This is a genomic window from Pseudomonas sp. G3-19 (assembly GCF_054855875.1).
This window is the reverse complement of the sequence record NZ_JBMPIQ010000003.1, coordinates 2,165,203-2,186,619: the sequence shown is the minus strand read 5'-3', so window position 1 is coordinate 2,186,619 and position 21,417 is coordinate 2,165,203. Positions and strand designations below refer to the sequence as shown.

Below are 21,417 nucleotides of genomic sequence, written 5' to 3'. Positions count from 1 at the left end.
TTCAGTTTGAACCTTCAACTGAGGTGATCCGTTCGCGAGCAGGCTCGCTCCCACAAAGGGAAATGCGATCCAACTGTGGGAGCGGGCTTGCTCGCGAAAGCTATCTAGCAAACACTGCACATCTCAGCGCTTGTCGAGCTTATCCGGCAACGGCGCAAACAGCGCTTCAATATCATCGCTCTGCAGTTTCCAGTCCCCGGCCTTGCGCCCATCCAGTACGCCTGCTGCCAAGTCAGACTTTTCCTTCTGCAGGTGCTGAATCTTCTCTTCCACCGTGCCGCGGGCAATCATCTTGTAGACGAACACCGGCTTCTCCTGGCCGATTCGATAGGCGCGGTCGGTTGCCTGGTTCTCGGTTGCCGGGTTCCACCACGGATCGTAATGGATCACCGTGTCCGCTTCGGTCAGGTTCAGGCCGACGCCGCCGGCCTTCAGGCTGATCAGAAAAATCTGACGCTTGCCGCTCTGGAATTCCTTCACCGGCGTGCGCCGATCGCGGGTCTGGCCGGTCAGCAAGGCGTAGGCCACGTTGCGTTTCTTCAGTTCGTCTTCGATCAGTGACAGCATCGAGGTGAACTGCGAGAACAGCAGAATCCGCCGACCTTCTTCGAACAACTCTTCGAGCATTTCCATCAGGCTGTCGAGTTTGCCCGAGCTGCTGCCACGGGCGGGCAGGGTGGCGTCGTTGACCAGGCGCAGATCGCAGCAGACCTGACGCAGCTTGAGCAGGGCTTCAAGAATGATGATCTGGCTGCGCGCCACGCCTTTGCGAGTGATCTCGTCGCGGACTTTCTTGTCCATCGCCAGGCGCATGGTTTCGTACACGTCGCGCTGCGCCTCATTGAGATCGACCCAGTGGATGATCTCGGTTTTGGGCGGCAGTTCGGTGGCCACCTGTTCCTTGGTGCGGCGCAGCAGAAACGGTTTTATCCGCCCATTGAGGTGCTGCAGCCTGACTTCGCTGGCGCGCTTTTCGATCGGCACGCGGTAGTCGGCATTGAAGCTTTTGACATCGCCCAACCAGCCCGGCAGCAGAAAGTGGAACAACGACCACAACTCGCCGAGGTGGTTTTCCAGCGGTGTGCCACTCAGGCACAGGCGCTGGCGCGCGTTGAGTTCGCGAGCGGCCTGCGCGGCCTTGCTGTTAGGGTTCTTGATGTACTGCGCTTCGTCGAGCACCAGAACGTGCAGCGGCTGTTGTGCCAGCCGTTCGACGTCCTTGGGCAGCAGTGCATAGGTGGTCAGGATCAGGTCGAAGTCGGCCAGATGCTCGAAATGCTTTTTGCGGCCGGCACCGTACAGCGCGACCACTTTCAGTTGCGGCGTGAAGTGCGCGGCTTCGTCGAGCCAGTTCGGGATCAGGCTGGTGGGCATCACCACCATGCACGGTCGATCCAGACGCCCGGCGTTTTTCTCGCTGAGAATATGCGCCAGGGTCTGTAGGGTTTTACCCAGACCCATGTCGTCCGCCAGAATCCCGCCGACCTCAAGCTGACGCAGGGACTGCATCCAGCTCAAGCCTTCGAGCTGATAGGGACGCAACGTCGCGTTCAAGCCCTTCGGCGCTTGTGCACTGTAGTCGCGGATGTCGCGCAGGCGTTGGGCGAAACTTCGAATCTGTTCGCCACCCTCCCACAGCAGGGGAATGCCTTCCAGCGAGTTGAGCCGCGTGGCGTCGGCCTTGCTCAGGCGCAGGGTGGTTTCGCCCGGTTCCTGCAAGTAGAACTCGCCCAGCGTTGCCAGTACCGGTTTTAGTCGGCCAAGGGGCAGCGCCACTTGCAGCGGCCCGTGCTCACTGTTGCGTTGCGGCACATTGACCAGAATCAGCTCGTCATCGCGGCGCCGCGCCAGGCGTTCCGGGTTAAGGATTTCCGTGTGCGAGCGCATCAGGTTGAGCAGGATCGGCAGCAGGCTCAGGCGCTCACCATTGACGATGATCCCCAATTCCAGATCGAACCAGTCGCGTTCCGGCGCCTGTTCGACGGTGGCGTACCAGTCGTCGACGGCGGTCAGGTCGAAACCGAACTCCTCGTCGATCTGCAATTCCCAGCCTTGGGTGCGCAGCTTCGGCAGTTCGTTGAGGGTAAACGTCAGCCAGGCGCTGTCGTTGACCATCTCGTACAGCTCACCGGCGCTTTCCGGCAGCGCTTTGCTCTGGCGCGTGGCGATACGGAAGCCGAGGATTCTTAACTGTTCGCGGTAGGACTGTTCCACTTCCGGATGGCGTTTTATCCGCAGGGTCTGGGTTTCCTGACGAATCAGAATGTCGCTGTTTTTCTGCCCGCTGACGTATTCATCCAGATAGCTGAACGACAGCGCCGCCCGATGCTGAATATAGCGCTGCATCTTGCCGTTGCGCGGCTCGAACGCGCTGAACTCGACACTCGCCAGCCACAGGCGCGGCAGCGGTTGCACGTTGTCCACCAACACTTGCGGCGGCGCTTTGGGGCTGCGGTTCTCCAATACGGCCTGGAGTTTTTCCAGCAGTTCGGCGTCTTTGGCGGCGGCAGGGTATTCGAGGGTTTCCTGCACTTGCAGGAGTACTGCGGCGCAGTGTTTGCAGTTATTGCGCACCGGGCAGGTGCAGGTGGCGTCAACCAGCAACAGGGTGTCTTTGGCTGACTCGCGCAAGTGAATGGTCTGACGGTAGACGTTACCGCCAGAGCCTTCGCAACTGGCGGTAATGGTCGCATCGCCCACCTGCGCGATGCGTACCCGGTTTTCCAGGGCGTAGCGGCGGCCACGCTCCAGGCTCTGTTCCTTGAATCGGCTGACCCAGGAGGGTGCCAACGGTTTACTCAGGGGCGGGGACATAAGGACTTCGATCAGTCCGGAATCGCTTCAGGGGCTTGCCGAGGGGCGGGCGCCGTCAGGGACGTGATCTTGATCAGTAGCGCCAGGTGGCCGTTGTCGAGATAGTTGAGCTGGCCGTTTTTGGTGTGGCTGTCCTGTTTCAGGTGTTCGCTGGCAGTGACCATGCCGTTGGCGTCGATCTGGTTGACCCAGAAGTCGGCGTTCACGTCGGTGAAGCGTCCGAGTTTCATTTCCAGCGTGCCCTCGATCGGGAACTGGCCGAACTGTTCCTTGCCGTCGCTGACTGCCACCTTGGTCGGCGCTTCGCCGAGGGTCTGCTGCCAGGCCTTGTGCATCAGCACACTGTAATCACCGCTGGCGCTGAGTTTGCTGGCAACGTCGCCGAGCGCAGGTGTGCGCAGGCTGTCATCACCCAGGCGTTGAGCGCCGACGGCCCAGTCTTCCGGGGCGGCACGGCTGACGATCGCTGGCACGGCGTTCTGGCGGACCAGAATCATTTCGACCTGATACAGGTCATCGGCGAAAACCGAAGGGGCTACCAAGGCAAGTAGCAAAGTCAGTGAGCGAAACAGGCGCATGCGGCGTCCTTCAAACAGTTTTCGGGAGGAGGCGCTCGAACAGCGCCTCTACAGTATTAAAGCGCTCTTCCGGGCGTTCCATCGGCACCTGGAACTTGAACATCGTGGCGCCTTCGAATTTGTAGCGTTTTGGCTGAGTCTGGATCAGTTTGATCAAGGTCATCGGGTCGACCGGCGTCTGCGCGGCGAACTCGATGCGTCCACCCTGCGGGCCACCGTCGACTTTCTTGATGCCCAGTTGTTCGGCCTGCAACTTCAGCGCGGTGATGCGCACCAGATTCTTGGTCGGCTCCGGCAGCAGGCCGAAACGATCGATCATCTCCACTTGCAGATCCTTCAGGCCTTCCTCGTCGGTGGCCGAAGCGATGCGCTTGTACAGAATCAGGCGGGCGTGAACGTCCGGCAGATAGTCTTCCGGAATCAGCGCCGGCACACGCAGGTTGACCTCCGGGCCACCGCCGAGCGGTTGATCGAGATTCGGTTGCTCGCCCTTGCGGATCGACTTCACCGCGCGCTCGAGCATCTCCATGTACAACGTAAAACCCACGGCCTGAATTTGCCCGCTCTGGCCATCGCCCAGCAGTTCGCCGGCGCCACGGATTTCCAGGTCGTTGGTCGCCAGCACGAAACCGGCGCCCAGATCCTGGGTGTTGGCAATCGCTTCCAGACGCTTTTCCGCGTCCGAAGTGATTTGCTGGCGTGGCGGCGTCAGCAGGTACGCGTAAGCCTGGTGGTGACTGCGGCCGACACGTCCGCGCAACTGGTGCAATTGCGCCAGACCGAACTTGTCGGCGCGCTCGATGATGATGGTGTTGGCGCTCGGCACGTCGATGCCGGTCTCGATGATGGTCGAGGCAATCAGCACGTTGAAGCGCTTGTGATAGAAGTCGCTCATCACCTGTTCGAGTTCGCGTTCGCGCATCTGTCCGTGACCGATGCCGATCCGTGCTTCCGGCACCAGTTCGGCGAGATCGGCAGCGCACTTCTCGATGGTCTTCACGTCGTTGTGCAGGTAGTAAACCTGCCCACCGCGCAGCAGTTCACGCAGCAGGGCCTCTTTGACCGTGCTCTTGTTCTGCTCCATGACGAAGGTGCGCACCGACAGGCGTCGCGCCGGCGGCGTGGCGATGATCGACAGATCGCGCATGCCCGACACCGCCATGTTCAGCGTGCGCGGAATCGGCGTGGCGGTCAGCGTGAGAATGTCGACTTCGCTGCGCAGGGCCTTGAGCTGTTCTTTCTGCCGGACACCGAAACGGTGTTCTTCGTCGATGATCACCAGACCCAGGTTTTTGATCTTCACGTCGTCGGACAGCAGCTTGTGCGTGCCGATGACGATGTCGATCTTGCCTTCCGCCAGATCGGCGATCGCCGCGTTGACTTCCTTGGCCGATTTGAAGCGGCTCATCACTTCCACGGTCACTGGCCAGTCGGCGAAGCGGTCGCGGAAGCTGTTGTAGTGCTGCTGGGCGAGCAGGGTGGTCGGCACCAGAATCGCGACCTGACGCCCGCCGTGCACGGCGATGAACGCGGCGCGCATCGCCACTTCGGTCTTGCCGAAACCGACGTCGCCGCAGACCAGTCGGTCCATCGGTTTCGGTGCGAGCATGTCTTCGCGCACCGCTTCGATGGTCGCTTGCTGGTCCGGCGTTTCTTCGAACGGGAAACCGGCGCTGAAGGTCGCGTAATCGGCTTTCGGGTCGGCAAACGCGTAGCCTTCGCGGGCGGCACGACGGGCATAGATGTCGAGCAGCTCAGCGGCGACATCGCGCACCTGTTCGGCGGCTTTGCGCTTGGCTTTCTGCCAGGTCTCGGAGCCGAGGCGGTGCAGCGGCGCCAGTGAGTCGTCGCTGCCGGTGTAACGCGCGATCAGATGCAGGTTGGCCACTGGCACGTAGAGCTTGGCGTTCTCCGCATATTCCAGGGTAAGAAATTCGGCCGCCTGGTTGTCGATCTCCAGAATCGTCAGGCCCAGATAACGTCCAACACCGTGATCGATGTGCACCACCGGCGCGCCTTCGCGCAGTTCGGTGAGGTTCTTGATTACCGCGTCGTTGTTGGCGTCGGCGCGTTTTTCCCGGCGACGACGCTGCATGACGCGCTGACCGAACAGCGGGCTCTCGGCCACCAGCGCTAGCGCCGGGTCATCGAGCATCAAGCCTTCGTCGAGCGGCGCAATGGTGATCGCCAGACGATCCTTGCTCGAAACGAAGTCCGGCCAGCTGTCGACGGTTTTCGGCCGCAGCTTCAGACGTTCCAGCAGCTCCAGCAGAACTTCACGCCGGCCCGCGGATTCGGCGGTGAACAGCACGCGTCCAGGGAATTCGTCGAGAAATGCCGAAAGCGCTGCCAACGGTTGTGTGGCCTTGGCTTCGATCGCCAGGTTCGGCAACGCTTGCGCCGGGAAGCGCTCGCGGCCGGCACCGGATTCGACGTCCTGCTGACTGGCGACGACCCGTGGCCAGCTCTTGAGGCGGGCGAAGCAGTCTTCCACCGGCAGGAACAATTCCGCAGGCGGCAATAGAGGGCGCGATGGATCGACGCGGCGCTCTTCGTAGCGATTGCGCACGTCGTTCCAGAAGTTTTCTGCCGCTTGTTCGATACCCGGCAGCGAGAACACTTGAGTGTCCTGCGGCAGGTAATCGAACAGTGTCGAGGTTTCGTCGAAGAACAGCGGCAGGTAGTACTCGATACCGGCCGGGGTGATGCCGCTGCTCAAGTCCTGGAAGATCGGGCAGCGCCGGAAGTCGACGTCGAAACGCTCGCGAAAGCGCGCCTTGAAGCGGGTGACCGCATCTTTCTGCAGCGGGAACTCTCGGGCCGGCAGCAGCTTGACCGAATCGACCTTGTCGATGGAACGCTGGTTTTCCGGATCGAAGGTGCGCAGGGTTTCGATTTCGTCGTCGAACAGGTCGATGCGATAGGGCAGTTTGCTGCCCATCGGGAACAGGTCGATCAGCGCGCCGCGTACGGTGAACTCGCCGTGCTCGTAAACCGTATCGACGTAGCGATAGCCGCTGGCCTCAAGCCGCGAGCGCATCTGTTCGACATCGAGCTTCTGCCCGACATCCAGCACCAGACTGCTGCCGAGCAGGAACTTGGTCGGCGCCAGGCGGTGCAGGGCGGTGGTGATTGGCACCACCAGCACGCCGTGCGCCAGTTCCGGCAGCCTATAAAGGCTGGCGATACGCTGGGAAATGATGTCCTGGTGCGGCGAGAACAGATCGTACGGCAGGGTTTCCCAGTCGGGGAAATGCAGTACGGGCAAATCCGGGGCGAAGAAACTCAGCTCCTGTTCCAGCCGTTCGGCACTCTGGCTGTCGGCGGTCAGTAGCAGGGTGAAGCGCTTGGCAGCGCTGGCAGCCTCGGCAATCGCGAGGCTGAGGGCAGCACCGGGCAGGTTGCCCCAATGCTGTTTACCTGCCGCGGCAGGGAGAAGCGGTAGACGCAGAACGGGCACGGAAGGTTGAGCTCCAGGCTTTGCGACAAAGTCGGTAATTGTAGCGGCGTCAGGTGCCGGCTGTCAGTTGCAGACTGCGTCTATCTTCGCGGTTTGCGCAAAATGTAGTGGTAACCATAAAAAAGAGCACTTTTTTAGTGGTTATGTAGTGCCGAAATCGACTGGTGTTACGGAGGGTTACAGACATCGTCTAACAGTCGTCGAAAAATTGACTGCGCTGGAAGCCCCGGTTTTACTGGGCTGGCGCGGGGCGTGATTTTTTTGAACGGAATTTTGTTACCGATTGCGCGACAAGCGCGCATTGCTACAAGAGGTTCTCGGCGGCATAATGTAGCCCCTTTTTTCTGCCCCTACATGTGGAAGGTTCCCGTGACTCAGAAGCCCGACCAGTGTCTTGGTGAATGGATCGACCGTGAAGCACTCGCAGAAGCGATGATTCCGCTTATCGGTCAGCTCTACCGCAATAACAACGTGGTGAGCTCGATCTATGGCCGCAGCCTGATCAACCAGTCTGTCATCGCGATTCTCAAAGCTCATCGCTTTGCTCGCCACCGTTCCTCCGACGATAGCGAACTCTCCGTCCACGAAACATTCCCTCTGCTGAAAGCCATGAGCGAGCTCAAGCTCGGCGCGGCTTCGGTAGACCTGGGCAAGTTGGCGTTCAAATTCCGCAGCGAAGGCAATGGCCGCAGCGCCGAGCAGTTCGTGCGTGAAGAACTGGCTGACGTGGTTGGTCAGCAAAACGCTTCGGCCCGCAAAGGCACTGACGTTGTGCTGTACGGCTTCGGTCGTATCGGTCGTCTGCTGGCGCGCATCCTGATCGAGAAAACCGGTGGTGGCGACGGTCTGCGTCTGCGTGCCATCGTCGTGCGCAAAGGCGCCGAAAACGACCTGACCAAGCGCGCCAGCCTGCTGCGTCGCGATTCGGTACACGGTCCGTTCAACGGCACCATCGTCATCGACGAAGAAAACAACACCATCACCGCCAACGGTAACCTGATCCAGGTGATCTACGCGAAGAACCCGACCGAGGTGGATTACACCCAGTACGGCATCAAAGACGCGCTGCTGGTGGACAACACCGGTGTATGGCGTGACGCCGATGGCCTGGGTCAGCACCTGCAATGCCCGGGTGTCGCTCGCGTTGTTCTGACCGCGCCTGGCAAAGGCAAGCTGAAGAACATCGTTCACGGTATCAACCACAACGAAATCACCGCTGACGACAAGATCGTGTCCGCCGCTTCCTGCACCACCAACGCCATCGTGCCGGTGCTGAAGGCTGTGAATGACAAGTTCGGCATCATCAACGGTCACGTCGAAACCGTTCACTCGTACACCAACGACCAGAACCTGATCGACAACTTCCACAAGGGCGATCGCCGTGGCCGTTCCGCCGCGCTGAACATGGTCATCACCGAGACCGGTGCTGCCACCGCCGCTGCCAAGGCCCTGCCTGAGCTGGCCGGCAAGCTGACCGGTAACGCGATCCGCGTTCCGACGCCAAACGTGTCGATGGCCATTCTCAACCTGAACCTTGAGAAAGCCGCCAGCCGTGAAGAGATGAACGAGTACCTGCGCTACATGGCGCTGCACTCCGATCTGCACAAGCAAATCGACTTCGTCAACTCGCAGGAAGTGGTGTCCACTGACTTCGTGGGTTCGCGTCACGCCGGTGTGGTCGACGCTGAAGCGACCATCGTTCAGGACAACCGCGTTGTTCTGTACGTCTGGTACGACAACGAGTTCGGCTACAGCTGCCAGGTGGTTCGCGTGATGGAAGACATGGCCGGTGTAAACCCGCCAGCGTTCCCGCGCTAAGCCTTCGCTGCAAATGAAAACGCCCCGACTTAGGTCGGGGCGTTTTTTTATGCCTGCTGAATCTTTATTGCCTGTACCGGCCTCTTCGGGAGCAAGCCCCCTCCCACAGGTTTGGCGGTGTTCACACAATCATGTTGGCACCACCGGACCTTGTGGGAGGGGGCTTGCTCCCTAAGGCGTTTTATCGGGCGCCACCTGCCACGGCCGCTTGCGCAGTCCGCAGCTCATGCTTATTGCCACGGAACAGCACCAGCGTCGCAATCAGTCCCAGCACCGCCGCACCGCTGAGCCAGATACCCGGCGCAGCCTTGTTGTCCAGCACATGGATCAGATAAGTACAGGCTGCTGGCGTGAAGCCACCAAAGGTCGCCGTCGCCAGGCTATAGGCCAGCGAGAATCCGGTGGTGCGCACTTCCACCGGCATGATTTCGGTCAGCGCCACCACCATTGCGCCGTTGTACGAGCCGTACAGGAACGACAGCCACAGTTCGACGATCAGCAGATGACTGAAGCTCGGGTTCGCCACCAGCCACGACAGCGCCGGGTAGGCGGTCAGGATCGCCAGAATCGTCGCCGCCAGCAGTAGGGGTTTGCGCCCGATCTTGTCGGACACCGCGCCCATCACCGGCAGCCAGAAGAAGTTCGACAGACCGATGCACACGGTCACCAGCAGCGCGTCGAAATCCGACAGATGCAGTTCAGCCTTGCCGAAGGTCGGGGTGTAGGCGGTGATCAGGTAGAACGAAACCGTGGTCATCACCACCAGCGCCATGCCGGCGATGACGATGCCGAAGTTCTGACCGATCGAGCGGACGATTTCCCGCAGGGTAGGACGATGTTTACGCGCCTGGAATTCCGGGGTTTCCTCCAGCGAACGACGAATGACGAAGATCACCGGAACAATCATGCAGCCGATCAGGAACGGCACGCGCCAGCCCCAGTCACCCATCTGTTCCGGGCTCAGCCAGTGGTTGAGACCCACTCCGAGCAGGCCGGCAAACACCACCGCCGCCTGCTGGCTGGCGGACTGCCAACTGACGAAAAAGCCTTTGCGGCCCGGCGTGGCGATTTCCGCCAGATACACCGAAACACCGCCCAGCTCGACGCCGGCCGAGAAGCCTTGCAGCAAGCGACCGAACAGCACGATCAACGGCGCTGCGACACCCAGAGTGGCATAGCCCGGCACGCAGGCGATCAGGATCGTACCGGCGGCCATCAACGCAAGGGTAATGATCAGGCCCTGGCGACGACCGTGACGGTCAATGTAGGCACCAAGGAAGATCGCGCCCAGCGGACGCATCAGGAAACCGGCACCGAAGGTGGCCAGGGACAGCATCAGGGAAGCGAAGGCGCTGTCGGCCGGGAAGAAGGTTTTGGCGATGGCCGTGGCGTAGAAGCCATAGACCATAAAGTCGAACATCTCGAGAAAATTGCCGCTGACAACGCGAAAAATCGCTTTGCCTTTGCCCGTGGTCGAGGACATTTTCAGTTACTCATTATTGGTTTCTTATGACGCGTTGCATCCGTTGGGGAGCGTGCGGGCCTTTGATCCATAATGGCCGGCGCGCTTTTATGGGGAGATGAAGAATTGTTCACTGGACGGTGGGTTTGGCTTGTGAGTGTCGCGGTTTTTCTCGCTGCCTGCGGCAGCGGTGAGTCCATGGAAAGCTTTGGGGGGGCGACCATGGGCAGCACGTATTCGATCAAGTACGTGCGACACACCGGTGTTGCCGAACCGGCGCAAGTTCGCCGAGAAGTGGAGGCTATCCTCGCGGAAGTGGATCGGCAGATGTCGACCTATCGCAGTGACTCCGACATCGAACGTTTCAATGCCTTGCCAGCGAACAGCTGTCAGACCATGCCGGCTGCCGTGCTCGAATTGGTCCGTGTCGGCGAGCAGCTGTCGGAGCAAAGCGAAGGTTCCTACGACCTGACTGTCGAACCGCTGATGAACCTGTGGGGGTTCGGCCCGCAAGGGCGTGAAGAGAAAGTCCCCGACTCCGCCGCGCTGGCCGAAACCCTGCAGCGAGTCGGCTACCGCCATTTGCATATCGACGGCGACCGCTTGTGCAAGGACGCCGCTGTCGAAGTCGACTTCAACAGCATCGCCGCCGGTTACGCGGTCGACACCATCGCCGCCAGGCTCGAGTCGATGGGCATCCATGACTATCTCGCCGAAGCCACCGGTGAGCTAAAGGCCAAGGGCAAGAAGCTTGATGGCTCATCCTGGCGTATTGCGCTGGAAGAGCCGCGAGACGATCAGCAGGTGGCCGAACGGATCATTGAGGTCGACGGCTACGGCGTTTCCACCTCCGGTGATTACCGTAACTATTTCCTGCAAGGTGGCCGGCGTTATTCCCACACCTTCGATGCACGGAGCGGGGCACCGGTCCTACATAACCTGGCGTCAGTCACGGTAATTCATCCTTCAGCGTTGATGGCCGATGGACTATCGACGCTGTTGCTGATTCTCGGGCCTGAACGGGCTTGGGACTATGCCGAAAAACATGACATTGGTGCATTCTTCGTGATTCGTGCCGATACAGGTTTTGTTATCCGCACCAGTGCGGCTTTCGAACGCCTCAGTGGCGCAAAAATTGACTGAAAACAGTACGAAAGCTGGCGTTGTAGTGCAGGCAAAAGTAGCCTACGACGCGACCAAGGGTTAATGTGCGCGGCGTTGACGCTTCTATAGACTGTGTCCGGGTTCTTTACTGACCCCCAATTGTTCCTTCGCGCCACGATTCGGCGTGATTTAGCCGCCGGTGCTGCTGGCACCGCGGCCTGTTCTGAGGAGTACGCATGGCTGTCTACAACTACGACGTGGTGGTGTTGGGTTCCGGCCCGGCGGGAGAAGGCGCGGCAATGAACGCCGCCAAAGCGGGGCGCAAGGTGGCAATGGTCGACAGCCGTCGCCAGGTCGGCGGCAACTGCACCCACCTGGGAACCATCCCGTCCAAGGCCCTGCGTCACTCGGTGCGGCAGATCATGCAGTTCAACACCAACCCGATGTTCCGGGCGATCGGCGAACCGCGCTGGTTCTCCTTCCCGGACGTGTTGAAAAGCGCCGAGAAAGTCATTTCCAAACAAGTCGCTTCGCGCACTGGCTACTACGCCCGTAACCGCGTCGACGTGTTCTTCGGCACCGGCAGCTTCGCCGACGAGCAAACCATCGAAGTGGTCTGCGCCAACGGCGTGGTCGAGAAACTGGTGGCCAAGCACATCATCATCGCCACCGGTTCGCGCCCTTATCGCCCGGCGGACATCGATTTCAATCACCCGCGTATCTACGATAGCGACACCATCCTCAGCCTCGGCCACACCCCGCGCAAACTGATCGTGTACGGCGCCGGCGTGATCGGCTGTGAATACGCTTCGATCTTCAGCGGTCTGGGTGTATTGGTTGAGCTGGTGGACAACCGTGGTCAGTTGTTGAGCTTCCTCGACTCGGAAATCTCCCAGGCGTTGAGCTATCACTTCAGCAACAACAACATCACCGTGCGCCACAACGAGGACTACGATCGCGTTGAAGGTGTGGACAACGGTGTGATCCTGCACCTGAAGTCCGGCAAGAAGATCAAGGCCGACGCCTTGCTCTGGTGCAACGGCCGTACCGGCAATACCGACCAGCTCGGTCTGGAAAACATCGGCGTCAAGGTCAACAGCCGTGGCCAGATCGAAGTCGACGAGGCCTACCGCACCTGCGTGCCGAACATCTATGGCGCTGGCGACGTGATCGGCTGGCCGAGCCTGGCCAGTGCCGCCCACGACCAGGGTCGTTCGGCTGCCGGCAGCATCGTCGATAACGGCAGCTGGCGCTTTGTGAATGACGTGCCGACCGGTATCTACACCATTCCGGAGATCAGTTCGATCGGCAAGAACGAGCAGGAGCTGACCCAGGCCAAGGTGCCGTACGAAGTCGGCAAGGCGTTCTTCAAGAGCATGGCGCGTGCGCAGATCGCCGGCGAGCCGCAAGGCATGCTGAAGATCCTGTTCCACCGTGAAACCCTGGAAGTGCTGGGCGTCCACTGCTTCGGTTATCAGGCGTCGGAGATCGTGCACATCGGTCAGGCGATCATGAGCCAGCCGGGCGAGTTGAATACGCTGAAGTACTTCGTCAACACCACGTTCAACTACCCGACAATGGCCGAAGCCTATCGGGTAGCGGCGTACGACGGCCTCAACCGGCTTTTTTGACGGGCTCCGGCCGGTGGCCTGAGCCGGCCGGGGAGACCGATTTCAGCAATTCTCGAGGGTGGCAGTGGCCAAACCGGGAAAGTCTGTAATCAGGCTGTCAACGCCGAAGTCGGCGAGTCTGCGCATCAGCGCAGGCTCGTTGACGGTCCACACCGAGACATGCAGCCCCTGACGCTGCGCCTTCTGCAGGCGTTCCGGCGTACACAGCGTCCAGTTCAGAGCCAGAATCTCACAGCCATAGCTGGCCGCGACCTTTAGCGGGTCGAGCCAGGCGTATTCGGCCACCAGTCCACGCGACACGTCCGGTACCAGGTCCAGCGCCGCTTTCAGCACTTCCCGCGAGCTCGAAGTGATGGTGACCTTGTCCAGCAGGCCATGACGCTGGGCCATTTCGCGAATCGCCAGTACGGTAGTCGCGGCGCGGGTGCGCGATGCACTTTTGACTTCCAGCTGCCAGTGCTCGAAATCACATTTTTCGAACAGCTCTTCCAGTGTCGGAATCGGGCACGGCTTGATCCAACCCGGGCCGCCCTTGCGCGCGTCGTAGGTCACCAGTTCGGCGGCGGTGTGCTCGACCACCTTGCCGCGCCGGTCGGTGGTGCGCTTGAGGGTCGGGTCGTGGATCACCATCAGCTCGCCGTCCTTGGACAGGTGCAGATCCAGTTCGCAACGGCGCACGCCGTGCTTGAGACATTCCTGAAAACTGGTCAGGGTATTTTCCGGTGCTTCGCCCTTGGCGCCGCGGTGGCCGTAGATGAGGGTCACGGTGCTTCCTTAATTTAAATGCCTGATTCGTTCTGTTCACGGGCCAGGCGTCGTTCCTGGGCCTGTTTCTGCAAGATATAGCGGGCGAGCAACTGGCGCTGGGCGTCGGTCAAGTGTTCGAACTCGGTGCCGACGTCGTAGCCGTCGCCCTTGCGGTCGCAATGGGTGACGCGGGCGCGCAGCAGCAGGCCCAGTGCCTGCGGCATCAGCACCAGTTTCACCGAAAGGTGCGCGCCAGTGGCAATCGGGGTCGGGTGCTGAAAGTCGATCCCGCCTTCGGAGATGATCACCGGTTGCGGCTCGCCGATATGGCCGAGCACGGTCAGGGCGACCACCTGGCTGAGCAGGTCGATGCGTTTGTTCTGGGATTTGAGAAACGCGGCGATCGCCCGGTCGCGCTCGCTGATCTGGCGTAACAGGTGCTGCGACTCGAATTCGCTCAGGTGCAGTTCGCTGAGCAGGTTGAACAGCGGGGAAGCATCCTGCAACACTTCCTGGCCTGCGGCTTCGGGAGCGGACAGGGGCCGAATTTCCAGTGCGATCATGTCCTCGATACGGTAGTATTCGCGGCGATCTTCTTCATCTAATGTCGACATGGCGAACCCATGGTAGCGGCGGTGGTCTGAGTGTAAAGCTGGTTATCGACCCCCGCCACAAGGACGTTCCTTTTCCCTCCGAACAAGCCCCGACATGTTCAGACCTCTCTTCGTATTTATCGGCACGCGTTATACCCGTGCAAAGCGTCGCAATCATTTTGTGTCATTCATTTCCCTGACTTCGATGATCGGGCTCGCCCTCGGCGTGATCGTGATGATCGTGGTGCTTTCGGTGATGAACGGCTTCGATCATGAGATGCGCACCCGCGTGTTGGGCATGGTGCCCCACGCGACTCTTGAAACCGGCGAACCGATCAACGATTGGCAGAGCCTGGCCGCCAAGGTCAAGCGCAACCCTGAGGTGACGGCCGTTGCGCCGTTTACTCAGATGCAGGGTTTGCTGACCAACAACGGCCAGGTGTCCAAGGTGTTGCTCAACGCCATCGACCCCGCGCTCGAGCGCAATGTGTCGATCATCGACAACTTCATGAAGCAGGGCAAACTCGACGACCTGACGCCGGGCAGCTTCGGCATCGTCATCGGCGACAAGGCTGCGACCAAGCTCGGCGTGGGCCTCGGTGACAAGGTCACCTTCGTCGCGCCGGAGGTCAGCGTGACCCCCGCCGGGATGTTCCCGCGCATGAAGCGCTTTACCGTGGTCGGCATTTTCCATGTCGGCGCCGGTGAGCTGGACGGCTATCTGGGTGTCACCAACCTGCAGGATCTGGCGAAGATGCACCGCTGGAAGCCTGATCAGGTGCAGGGCATCCGGTTGAAGTTCGATGATCTGTTCCAGGCGCCGCGCGTGGCCTGGACCATCGCCCAGCAGTTGGGCGAAGACCATTACTACGCCCGCGACTGGACCCGTACCCACGGCAACCTGTATCAGGCGATCCGCATGGAAAAAGCCATGATCGGCCTGCTGTTGCTGCTGATCGTCGCGGTGGCTGCGTTCAATATCATTTCCACGCTGGTGATGGTGGTAAATGACAAGAAAAGCGACATCGCCATTCTGCGTACCCTCGGCGCCACGCCGGGGACGATCATGCGCACGTTCATGGTGCAGGGCACCGTGATCGGCGTGGTCGGTACGGCGATTGGTGCGGTGCTCGGTATTCTCGCTGCGCTCAACGTCAGTGCGGCGATTTCCGCCCTCGAAGGGCTGATCGGCCACAAGTTCCTCAACGCCGATGTGTATTTCATTGATTACCTGCCGTCGCAGGTGCAGAGCCAGGACGTGGTCATGGTCTGCGCTGCTGCGTTGGTCCTGAGTTTCCTCGCCACCCTGTATCCCGCCTGGCGTGCTGCGCGCACCCAGCCGGCGGAGGCGCTACGTTATGAGTGAGTCGGGCATGAGTGATAAAGCAATTTTGAGCTGCCGCAACCTGGGCAAATCCTACGAGGAAGGCCCGGAGTCGGTGCAAGTGTTGGCCGGTCTGCAACTGGAGTTGCACCCGGGCGAGCGTGTGGCGATCGTCGGCAAGTCCGGTTCCGGCAAAAGTACCTTGCTCAACCTGCTCGGCGGTCTCGACACGCCGACTGAAGGCAGCGTCTGGCTCGACGGCGAAGAACTGTCGGCGCTGAGCGAGAAGAAGCGTGGCCTGCTGCGTAACCGTGCCTTGGGGTTCGTGTACCAGTTCCACCACTTGCTGCCGGAATTCACCGCGCTGGAAAACGTCTGCATGCCGCTGCTGATCGGCAAGACCGCGATCCCGCAAGCACGTCAGCGCGCTACCGCGTTGCTGGAGCGGGTGGGGCTGGGCCATCGTCTGGAGCACAAACCGGCCGAGCTGTCCGGTGGTGAACGCCAGCGTGTGGCTATCGCCCGTGCGCTGGTGAACAATCCAGGCCTGGTGATGCTCGACGAGCCAACCGGCAACCTTGATTCGCACACCGCCGAAGGCATCCAGGACTTGATGCTGGAACTCAGCACTTCAATGCGCACGGCGTTCCTGGTGGTGACTCACGACATGAACCTGGCCCGCCAGATGGACCGCGTCCTTCAATTGCAGGAAGGCTGCCTGACTCCAATCCCTTGAGAGCTACTGCGCTCGGAAATACTGCGTTAAAAACAGGCTCGGAATGCTCATTTACAGCCAGTAGACTCCGCTTCCTCGCCTGTTTTTGCCTTGTCTTTCCTTCGCTCGCTACGCTCTCAAGCGATTGGCCGCTTTTTTAAGCTTGATTTTTTATACGGTGCCCCAGCGAATGTTCAGACCGTTATCGATCTTTATCGGCACGCGCTATACCCGCGCCAAGCGCCGCAATCGCTTTGTTTCGTTCATCTCGATGACTTCGATGATCGGGCTCGCCCTCGGCGTGCTGGCGATGATCGTGGTGCTGTCGGTGATGAACGGCTTCCAGCGTGAAATGAGCTCGCGCATCCTCGGCATGGTGCCGCACGCGACCATCGTTGGCGTCAAGCCGATCGATGACTGGCAGCCGGTCGCCGCCGCCGCGCTGAAAAATCCTGAAGTGACCGCCGCCGTGCCGTTCACCGAGATGGAAGGCATGCTGTCCTACAAGGGCCTGATGCAGCCGATCCAGATCAGCGGTGTTGATCCGGCCCAGGAAGGCAAGGTGTCGATCGTGGCCCAGCACATTGTGCAGGGACGTCTCGATGACCTGAAACCGGGCGAGTTCGGTGTAGTGATCGGTGAAATCACCGCGCGCCGCTTCCGCCTCAACGTCGGCGACAAGATCACCTTGATCGTCCCGGAGGTCAGCACCGCACCGGGGGGCATTACCCCGCGCATGCAGCGCCTGAACGTGGTCGGTGTGTTCAAGGTCGGCGCCGAACTGGACGGTTCGATGGGGCTGATCCACGTGGCCGATGCCGCGACCATGCAGCACTGGCAGCCGAATCAGGTGCAGAGCGTGCGCCTGGCGGTGAAGGATCTGTACGCCGCGCCGAAAGTCTCCTCGGACATCGCCGCAGGCCTCGGTGCCGAGTTCAAGGCTGACGACTGGACTCACACCCAGGGTAGCCTGTTCAGCGCGATGAAAATGGAAAAAACCATGATCGGCCTGCTGTTGCTGATGATCGTCGCTGTGGCGGCGTTCAACATCATCGCCACGCTGATCATGGTGGTGAACGACAAAGGCGCAGACATCGCGATCCTGCGTACCATCGGCGCCACGCCACGGCAGATCATGGCGATCTTCATGGTGCAGGGTACGGTGATCGGCATTGTCGGCACACTGATTGGCGGCGTGCTCGGCGTGATCGCGGCACTGAATGTCAGCGAGATGGTCGGCTGGGTTGAGCGCGTTACCGGGCAGCACATCTTCAGTTCCGACGTGTACTTCGTCAGCAACCTGCCTTCGGAATTGCAGGGCGGGGATGTGCTGTTGATCTGCTCGGCGGGCTTTATTCTGAGCTTCCTGGCGACGGTGTACCCGGCGTTGCGGGCGGCGAAGATCGAGCCGGCGCATGCGCTGAGATATTCGTAAGCTTCAATATCGCCTTCGCGAGCAAGCCCGCTCCCACACTGGATCTGTGTCGTTCACGAATCCAATGTGGGAGCGAGCTTGCTCGCGAAGGGGCCGGAACTGTCGGCCTCAATCCTTCTTGGGCAACTCAATCACAAACCGCGTCCACCCCGCAGCCGATTCGCAATGAATCTGCCCACCATGGGCGCGGACGATCGATTGGGTAATCGCCAGCCCCAGCCCCGCATGTTCACTGCTGCCTTCCTGCCGCGCCGGATCTGCTCGATAAAACCGGTCAAACAGCCGTGGCAACAACTCTGCCGAAATGCCTTCGCCACTGTTCTCCACCGACACCTGCGCTATGTGCGGTTGATCGACGATGGAGAGGCGCACGCTGCCCGTCGCCGGGGTGAAGCGCAGCGCGTTATCCAGCAGATTCGACAAGGCCCGGCGCAACATATTGCGATCACCTTCCATGCGCGCATGACCTTCGCGGCTCAGTGTCACCCCGGCGTCCTCGGCCAGTGGCGCGAAAAACTCCAGCAACACATCGCTCTCATCCGCCAGCTCCAGTGCCTCACGCTTGGGCATCAGCAAACCGTGATCAGCCTTGGCCAGATAAAGCATGTCGTTGACCAGTTGCGCCATCCATTGCAGTTCTTCGAGATTGCTGTGCAGGGCTTCGCGGTAATCCTCGATCGGTCGCGGGCGGGTGAGGGTGACCTGGGTGTGGGTCAGCAGATTCGACAGCGGTGTGCGCAGTTCATGGGCGATGTCGGCAGAGAACGCCGACAACCGTTGAAACGAGTCGTCGAGGCGTCCGAGCATGGCGTTGAAGCTGTGGGCCATTTCCGCAAGTTCTGGCGGCATTTGCGCTTCCGGCAGTCGGGCGTTGAGCGAATGTGCGGAAATCCCACGCGCCACTGCACTCATGCGCCGCAGCGGACGCAAGCCGCTGCGTGCAGCCCAGGCGCCGAGCAGCGCGGTGGCCAGCGCCGACAGCCCGACGGTCAGCCAGATCAGGTGCTGCATGCGTTGCAAAAAGTGCTGGTGGTGGGTGATGTCCAGCAGCAGCGTCAGTTGTGGCGAGTCGGGTTGATCCGGGTGGAGCGGGGCGTTGAGCACGCGGTAGTCGGCGCCGTCATGGCTGATGGTCGACAGGCCCGGCTGTTGCGGCAAGTCCTGCGGTAAATTGATCGAGCTGTCGTACCAGCGCTGGCCGTCACTGCCGGTAATACGCAGCGCCAGATCGGCCTGACGGCTCAGCTCATCCGCCAGCCGCGCCTCACGCTGAACGGGTTGCACATCCTGCAAGGCTCGGCGCAAACCGATCAGCTTGCCGTCCAGCAATTGCTGATCGAGCTCAATGAAGTGCGCCTCGCTGGCGCGGCTGAACAGCACCCCGGCGAATAGCGAGACCACGGCGGTGCAGGCGGCAAAGAGCAGCGCCAGACGAGAAGTCAGCGACAGGCGACGCATCAGGCCGGACGCTCTTCAAGCACGTAACCCATGCCGCGCACGGTGTGGATCAGTTTGTTGGGGAAGTCATCGTCGATCTTCAGGCGCAGGCGCCGGATCGCCACTTCGATCACGTTGGTGTCGCTGTCGAAGTTCATGTCCCAGACTTGCGAGGCAATCAGCGATTTCGGCAGCACTTCACCCTGACGGCGCAGAAGCATTTCCAGCAGGGCGAATTCCTTGGCGGTGAGGTCGATGCGCTGGCCACTGCGTTCGACCCGACGGCGAATCAGGTCCAGACGCAGGTCGGCCAGTTGCAGACTGGTTTCCTGGGGCAGGGCGCTGCCCCGGCGCAGCAGGCTGCGCACCCGGGCCAGCAGTTCGGAGAAGGCGAAGGGTTTGACCAGATAATCGTCGGCGCCGAGTTCGAGGCCGTGCACCCGGTCTTCCACGGCGTCCTTGGCGGTGAGAAACAGTACCGGCGTATCGAGGCCGGCGTTGCGCACCGCCTGCAGAATCTGCCAGCCACTGCGCCCGGGCAGCATCACGTCGAGAATCAACAGCGCATAATCCCCGCTCAACGCCAGTTGCTGACCGCTGACGCCGTCGGCCACCAGTTCTGTGTTGAAGCCGGCCTCGGTCAGGCCCTGGCGCAGGTAGTGGCCGGTTTTCGGTTGGTCTTCGACGATCAGCAGTTTCATGGGCGACTCGGGTTGTAGGAACAAAAGCGTTATACCGTGGGAGCAGCCGACACACGCCAACCTGACAAAGTTGTAATCTGCCTGTCAGGTAGCTGCCAGCGCAGGCGGGCTAGAGTTTCCCACAGGCTGAACCTTATCTTGTTGGAGTATGACTATGTTTTTGCGCAACCCTCTGGCCGTCGCCGCCTGTGTGCTGGCGCTGAGTTCACCTGTCTGGGCCGCACCCGCGCACAGCTATGATTTCGGCCAACCGGCACCAGCAGCCAAGGCTACTCGCAGCATTGAAGTTGTACTGAACGACATGTCGTTCGATCCCAAGGCGATTCAGGTCAAGGCCGGTGAGACGGTTCGCTTTGTGCTGGTGAATAAAGGCCAGTTGCTGCACGAATTCAACCTCGGTGACGCGGCGATGCATGCCCAACACCAGCAGGAAATGTTGCAGATGCAGCAAAGCGGCATGCTCACGCCTACCGGCATGAAAGAAATGTCCCACGACATGGCGGACATGGATCACGGCAGCATGGACCACGGCATGAAGCACGACGACCCCAACAGCGTGCTGGTCGAGCCGGGCAAGACCGCCGAGCTGACGTGGACCTTCAGCAAGGCCACCAGCCTGGAATTTGCCTGCAATATTCCCGGTCACTACCAGGCGGGCATGGTCGGCAAACTGACTGTCAGTCAGTAAGCACTCAAAGGCGGGCGCAAAGGCTGATAGAATCCGCTGATTCTTCAGTCAGGTTTCCGCCATGCATCCCGCAGCCGAACATTCGCCGCTGGGCAAATCCAGCGAATACATCGCCACGTACACGCCGTCCCTGCTGTTCCCGATTCCGCGCACCGCGAAATGGGCCGAGCTGGGCCTGACCGCCGAAACCCTGCCGTATAAAGGCGTGGATTTCTGGAATTGCTTCGAACTGTCGTGGTTGTTGCCATCGGGCAAGCCGGTGGTGGCGATCGGTGAATTCAGCATTCCGGCGGATTCGCCGAACATTATCGAATCGAAGTCGTTCAAGTTGTACCTGAACTCGCTGAATCAGACACCGTTTGCCGATATCGCCAGCCTGGAGGCGACGCTGGTCAAGGACCTGTCGGCCGCTGCCGGCAAACCGGTCGGCGTACGGGTACGCAGCCTGAAGGACGTCGAGGCCGAAGGCGTCGTGGCGTTGCCGGGCGTGTGCATCGACGATCTGGACATCAGCGTCAGCAACTATGAGCATCCGCGTCCGGAACTGCTGCGTTGCGATGATTCGCGGATTGTCGAAGAGAGCGTGCACAGCCATCTGCTCAAATCCAATTGCCCGGTGACCAGTCAGCCGGACTGGGGCAGCGTAGTAGTTGAATATCGCGGCGCGGCGCTGGATCACGCGAGCCTGCTGGAGTACATCGTCAGTTTCCGCCAGCATTCGGACTTCCACGAACAGTGCGTGGAGCGGATCTTCCTCGACCTGCAACGTTTGCTGAAGCCGGAGAAACTCACGGTGTTTGCACGGTATGTGCGCCGGGGCGGGCTGGATATCAACCCGTATCGCAGCACTGAATCTGTGCAGTTGCCGAACCACCGCCTGGTCCGTCAATAAACATCTGAATTGTGGAGC

At 60.6% G+C, this 21,417-nt stretch carries 16 protein-coding genes; 8 read left to right on the top strand and 8 right to left on the bottom strand.

The genetic code is table 11. From position 1 onward, the window contains the following. Positions 1-123: 123 nt before the first annotated feature. The 3 genes from ACOYXI_RS10065 to mfd are packed head-to-tail and all read right to left on the bottom strand — an operon-like array spanning position 124 to position 6,852. On the bottom strand, positions 124-2,814 hold the full coding sequence (locus ACOYXI_RS10065) for a DEAD/DEAH box helicase (RefSeq protein ID WP_139055638.1): 2,691 nt from the start codon (positions 2,812-2,814) through the stop codon (positions 124-126). 11 nt (positions 2,815-2,825) lie between these two features. Continuing rightward, positions 2,826-3,392 (bottom strand): CsiV family protein, encoded by a 567-nt coding sequence (locus ACOYXI_RS10060; RefSeq protein WP_134786954.1) that lies wholly within the window; start codon positions 3,390-3,392, stop codon positions 2,826-2,828. Between the two features lie 10 nt (positions 3,393-3,402). Continuing rightward, positions 3,403-6,852 carry a transcription-repair coupling factor gene (gene mfd / locus ACOYXI_RS10055; RefSeq protein WP_150369287.1) on the bottom strand — a complete coding sequence of 1,150 codons (3,450 nt, stop codon included), beginning with the start codon at positions 6,850-6,852 and terminating at the stop codon, positions 3,403-3,405. Between the two features lie 354 nt (positions 6,853-7,206). Between mfd and ACOYXI_RS10050 the strand changes: the two genes are divergently transcribed. Beyond that, the gene (locus tag ACOYXI_RS10050) at positions 7,207-8,670 is read left to right on the top strand and encodes a glyceraldehyde-3-phosphate dehydrogenase (RefSeq protein ID WP_003226583.1); all 1,464 of its coding nucleotides are present in this window, start codon (positions 7,207-7,209) and stop codon (positions 8,668-8,670) included. 181 nt (positions 8,671-8,851) lie between these two features. On the opposite strand, the gene tcuC is transcribed toward ACOYXI_RS10050, so the two are convergent. Further along, the gene (gene tcuC / locus ACOYXI_RS10045) at positions 8,852-10,153 is read right to left on the bottom strand and encodes an MFS transporter (RefSeq protein WP_096797170.1); all 1,302 of its coding nucleotides are present in this window, start codon (positions 10,151-10,153) and stop codon (positions 8,852-8,854) included. Between the two features lie 72 nt (positions 10,154-10,225). Between tcuC and ACOYXI_RS10040 the strand changes: the two genes are divergently transcribed. Then, entirely contained in the window at positions 10,226-11,275 is a 1,050-nt protein-coding gene (locus ACOYXI_RS10040) for an FAD:protein FMN transferase (RefSeq protein WP_461674804.1), read from the top strand. 197 nt (positions 11,276-11,472) lie between these two features. Further along, positions 11,473-12,867, top strand: coding sequence for a Si-specific NAD(P)(+) transhydrogenase (gene sthA / locus ACOYXI_RS10035; protein WP_003226580.1), 1,395 nt, complete (start codon positions 11,473-11,475; stop codon positions 12,865-12,867). 42 nt (positions 12,868-12,909) lie between these two features. Here sthA and ACOYXI_RS10030 read toward each other — a convergent pair whose 3' ends face one another. Next, positions 12,910-13,632 carry a glycerophosphodiester phosphodiesterase gene (locus ACOYXI_RS10030; protein WP_003226579.1) on the bottom strand — a complete coding sequence of 241 codons (723 nt, stop codon included), beginning with the start codon at positions 13,630-13,632 and terminating at the stop codon, positions 12,910-12,912. A 14-nt stretch (positions 13,633-13,646) separates the two neighbouring features. Next, positions 13,647-14,228 (bottom strand): PilZ domain-containing protein, encoded by a 582-nt coding sequence (locus tag ACOYXI_RS10025; protein WP_007968195.1) that lies wholly within the window; start codon positions 14,226-14,228, stop codon positions 13,647-13,649. A 94-nt stretch (positions 14,229-14,322) separates the two neighbouring features. On the opposite strand from ACOYXI_RS10025, the gene ACOYXI_RS10020 reads away from it, so the two are divergent. The 3 genes from ACOYXI_RS10020 (at position 14,323) to ACOYXI_RS10010 (ending at position 17,681) form a co-directional block, all read left to right on the top strand. After that, a complete protein-coding gene (locus tag ACOYXI_RS10020; RefSeq protein WP_041068963.1) occupies positions 14,323-15,573 on the top strand; it encodes a lipoprotein-releasing ABC transporter permease subunit in 1,251 nt (416 codons plus the stop codon). Between the two features lie 7 nt (positions 15,574-15,580). Beyond that, positions 15,581-16,267, top strand: a complete 687-nt coding sequence (lolD, locus tag ACOYXI_RS10015) for a lipoprotein-releasing ABC transporter ATP-binding protein LolD (RefSeq protein WP_167797081.1) — start codon at positions 15,581-15,583, stop codon at positions 16,265-16,267. A gap of 169 nt (positions 16,268-16,436) precedes the next feature. Continuing rightward, positions 16,437-17,681, top strand: a complete 1,245-nt coding sequence (locus ACOYXI_RS10010) for a lipoprotein-releasing ABC transporter permease subunit (protein WP_041068958.1) — start codon at positions 16,437-16,439, stop codon at positions 17,679-17,681. Between the two features lie 108 nt (positions 17,682-17,789). Here ACOYXI_RS10010 and ACOYXI_RS10005 read toward each other — a convergent pair whose 3' ends face one another. Continuing rightward, positions 17,790-19,139, bottom strand: coding sequence for a heavy metal sensor histidine kinase (locus tag ACOYXI_RS10005; protein ID WP_461674803.1), 1,350 nt, complete (start codon positions 19,137-19,139; stop codon positions 17,790-17,792). Next, complete coding sequence (locus tag ACOYXI_RS10000; protein WP_098964794.1) at positions 19,139-19,819, bottom strand: heavy metal response regulator transcription factor; 681 nt, start codon at positions 19,817-19,819, stop codon at positions 19,139-19,141. The genes ACOYXI_RS10005 and ACOYXI_RS10000 overlap by 1 nt, the downstream gene beginning before the upstream one ends. A 154-nt stretch (positions 19,820-19,973) precedes the next feature. Here ACOYXI_RS10000 and copI point away from each other — a divergent pair, with 154 nt between their 5' ends. Both copI and queF read left to right on the top strand, forming a co-directional pair. Beyond that, the gene (copI, locus tag ACOYXI_RS09995) at positions 19,974-20,507 is read left to right on the top strand and encodes a copper-resistant cuproprotein CopI (protein WP_098964793.1); all 534 of its coding nucleotides are present in this window, start codon (positions 19,974-19,976) and stop codon (positions 20,505-20,507) included. A 61-nt stretch (positions 20,508-20,568) separates the two neighbouring features. Continuing rightward, positions 20,569-21,399: an NADPH-dependent 7-cyano-7-deazaguanine reductase QueF gene (queF, locus tag ACOYXI_RS09990; RefSeq protein ID WP_461674802.1), complete on the top strand. Its 831-nt coding sequence runs from the start codon at positions 20,569-20,571 to the stop codon at positions 21,397-21,399. The last annotated feature ends 18 nt before the right edge of the window (positions 21,400-21,417 follow it).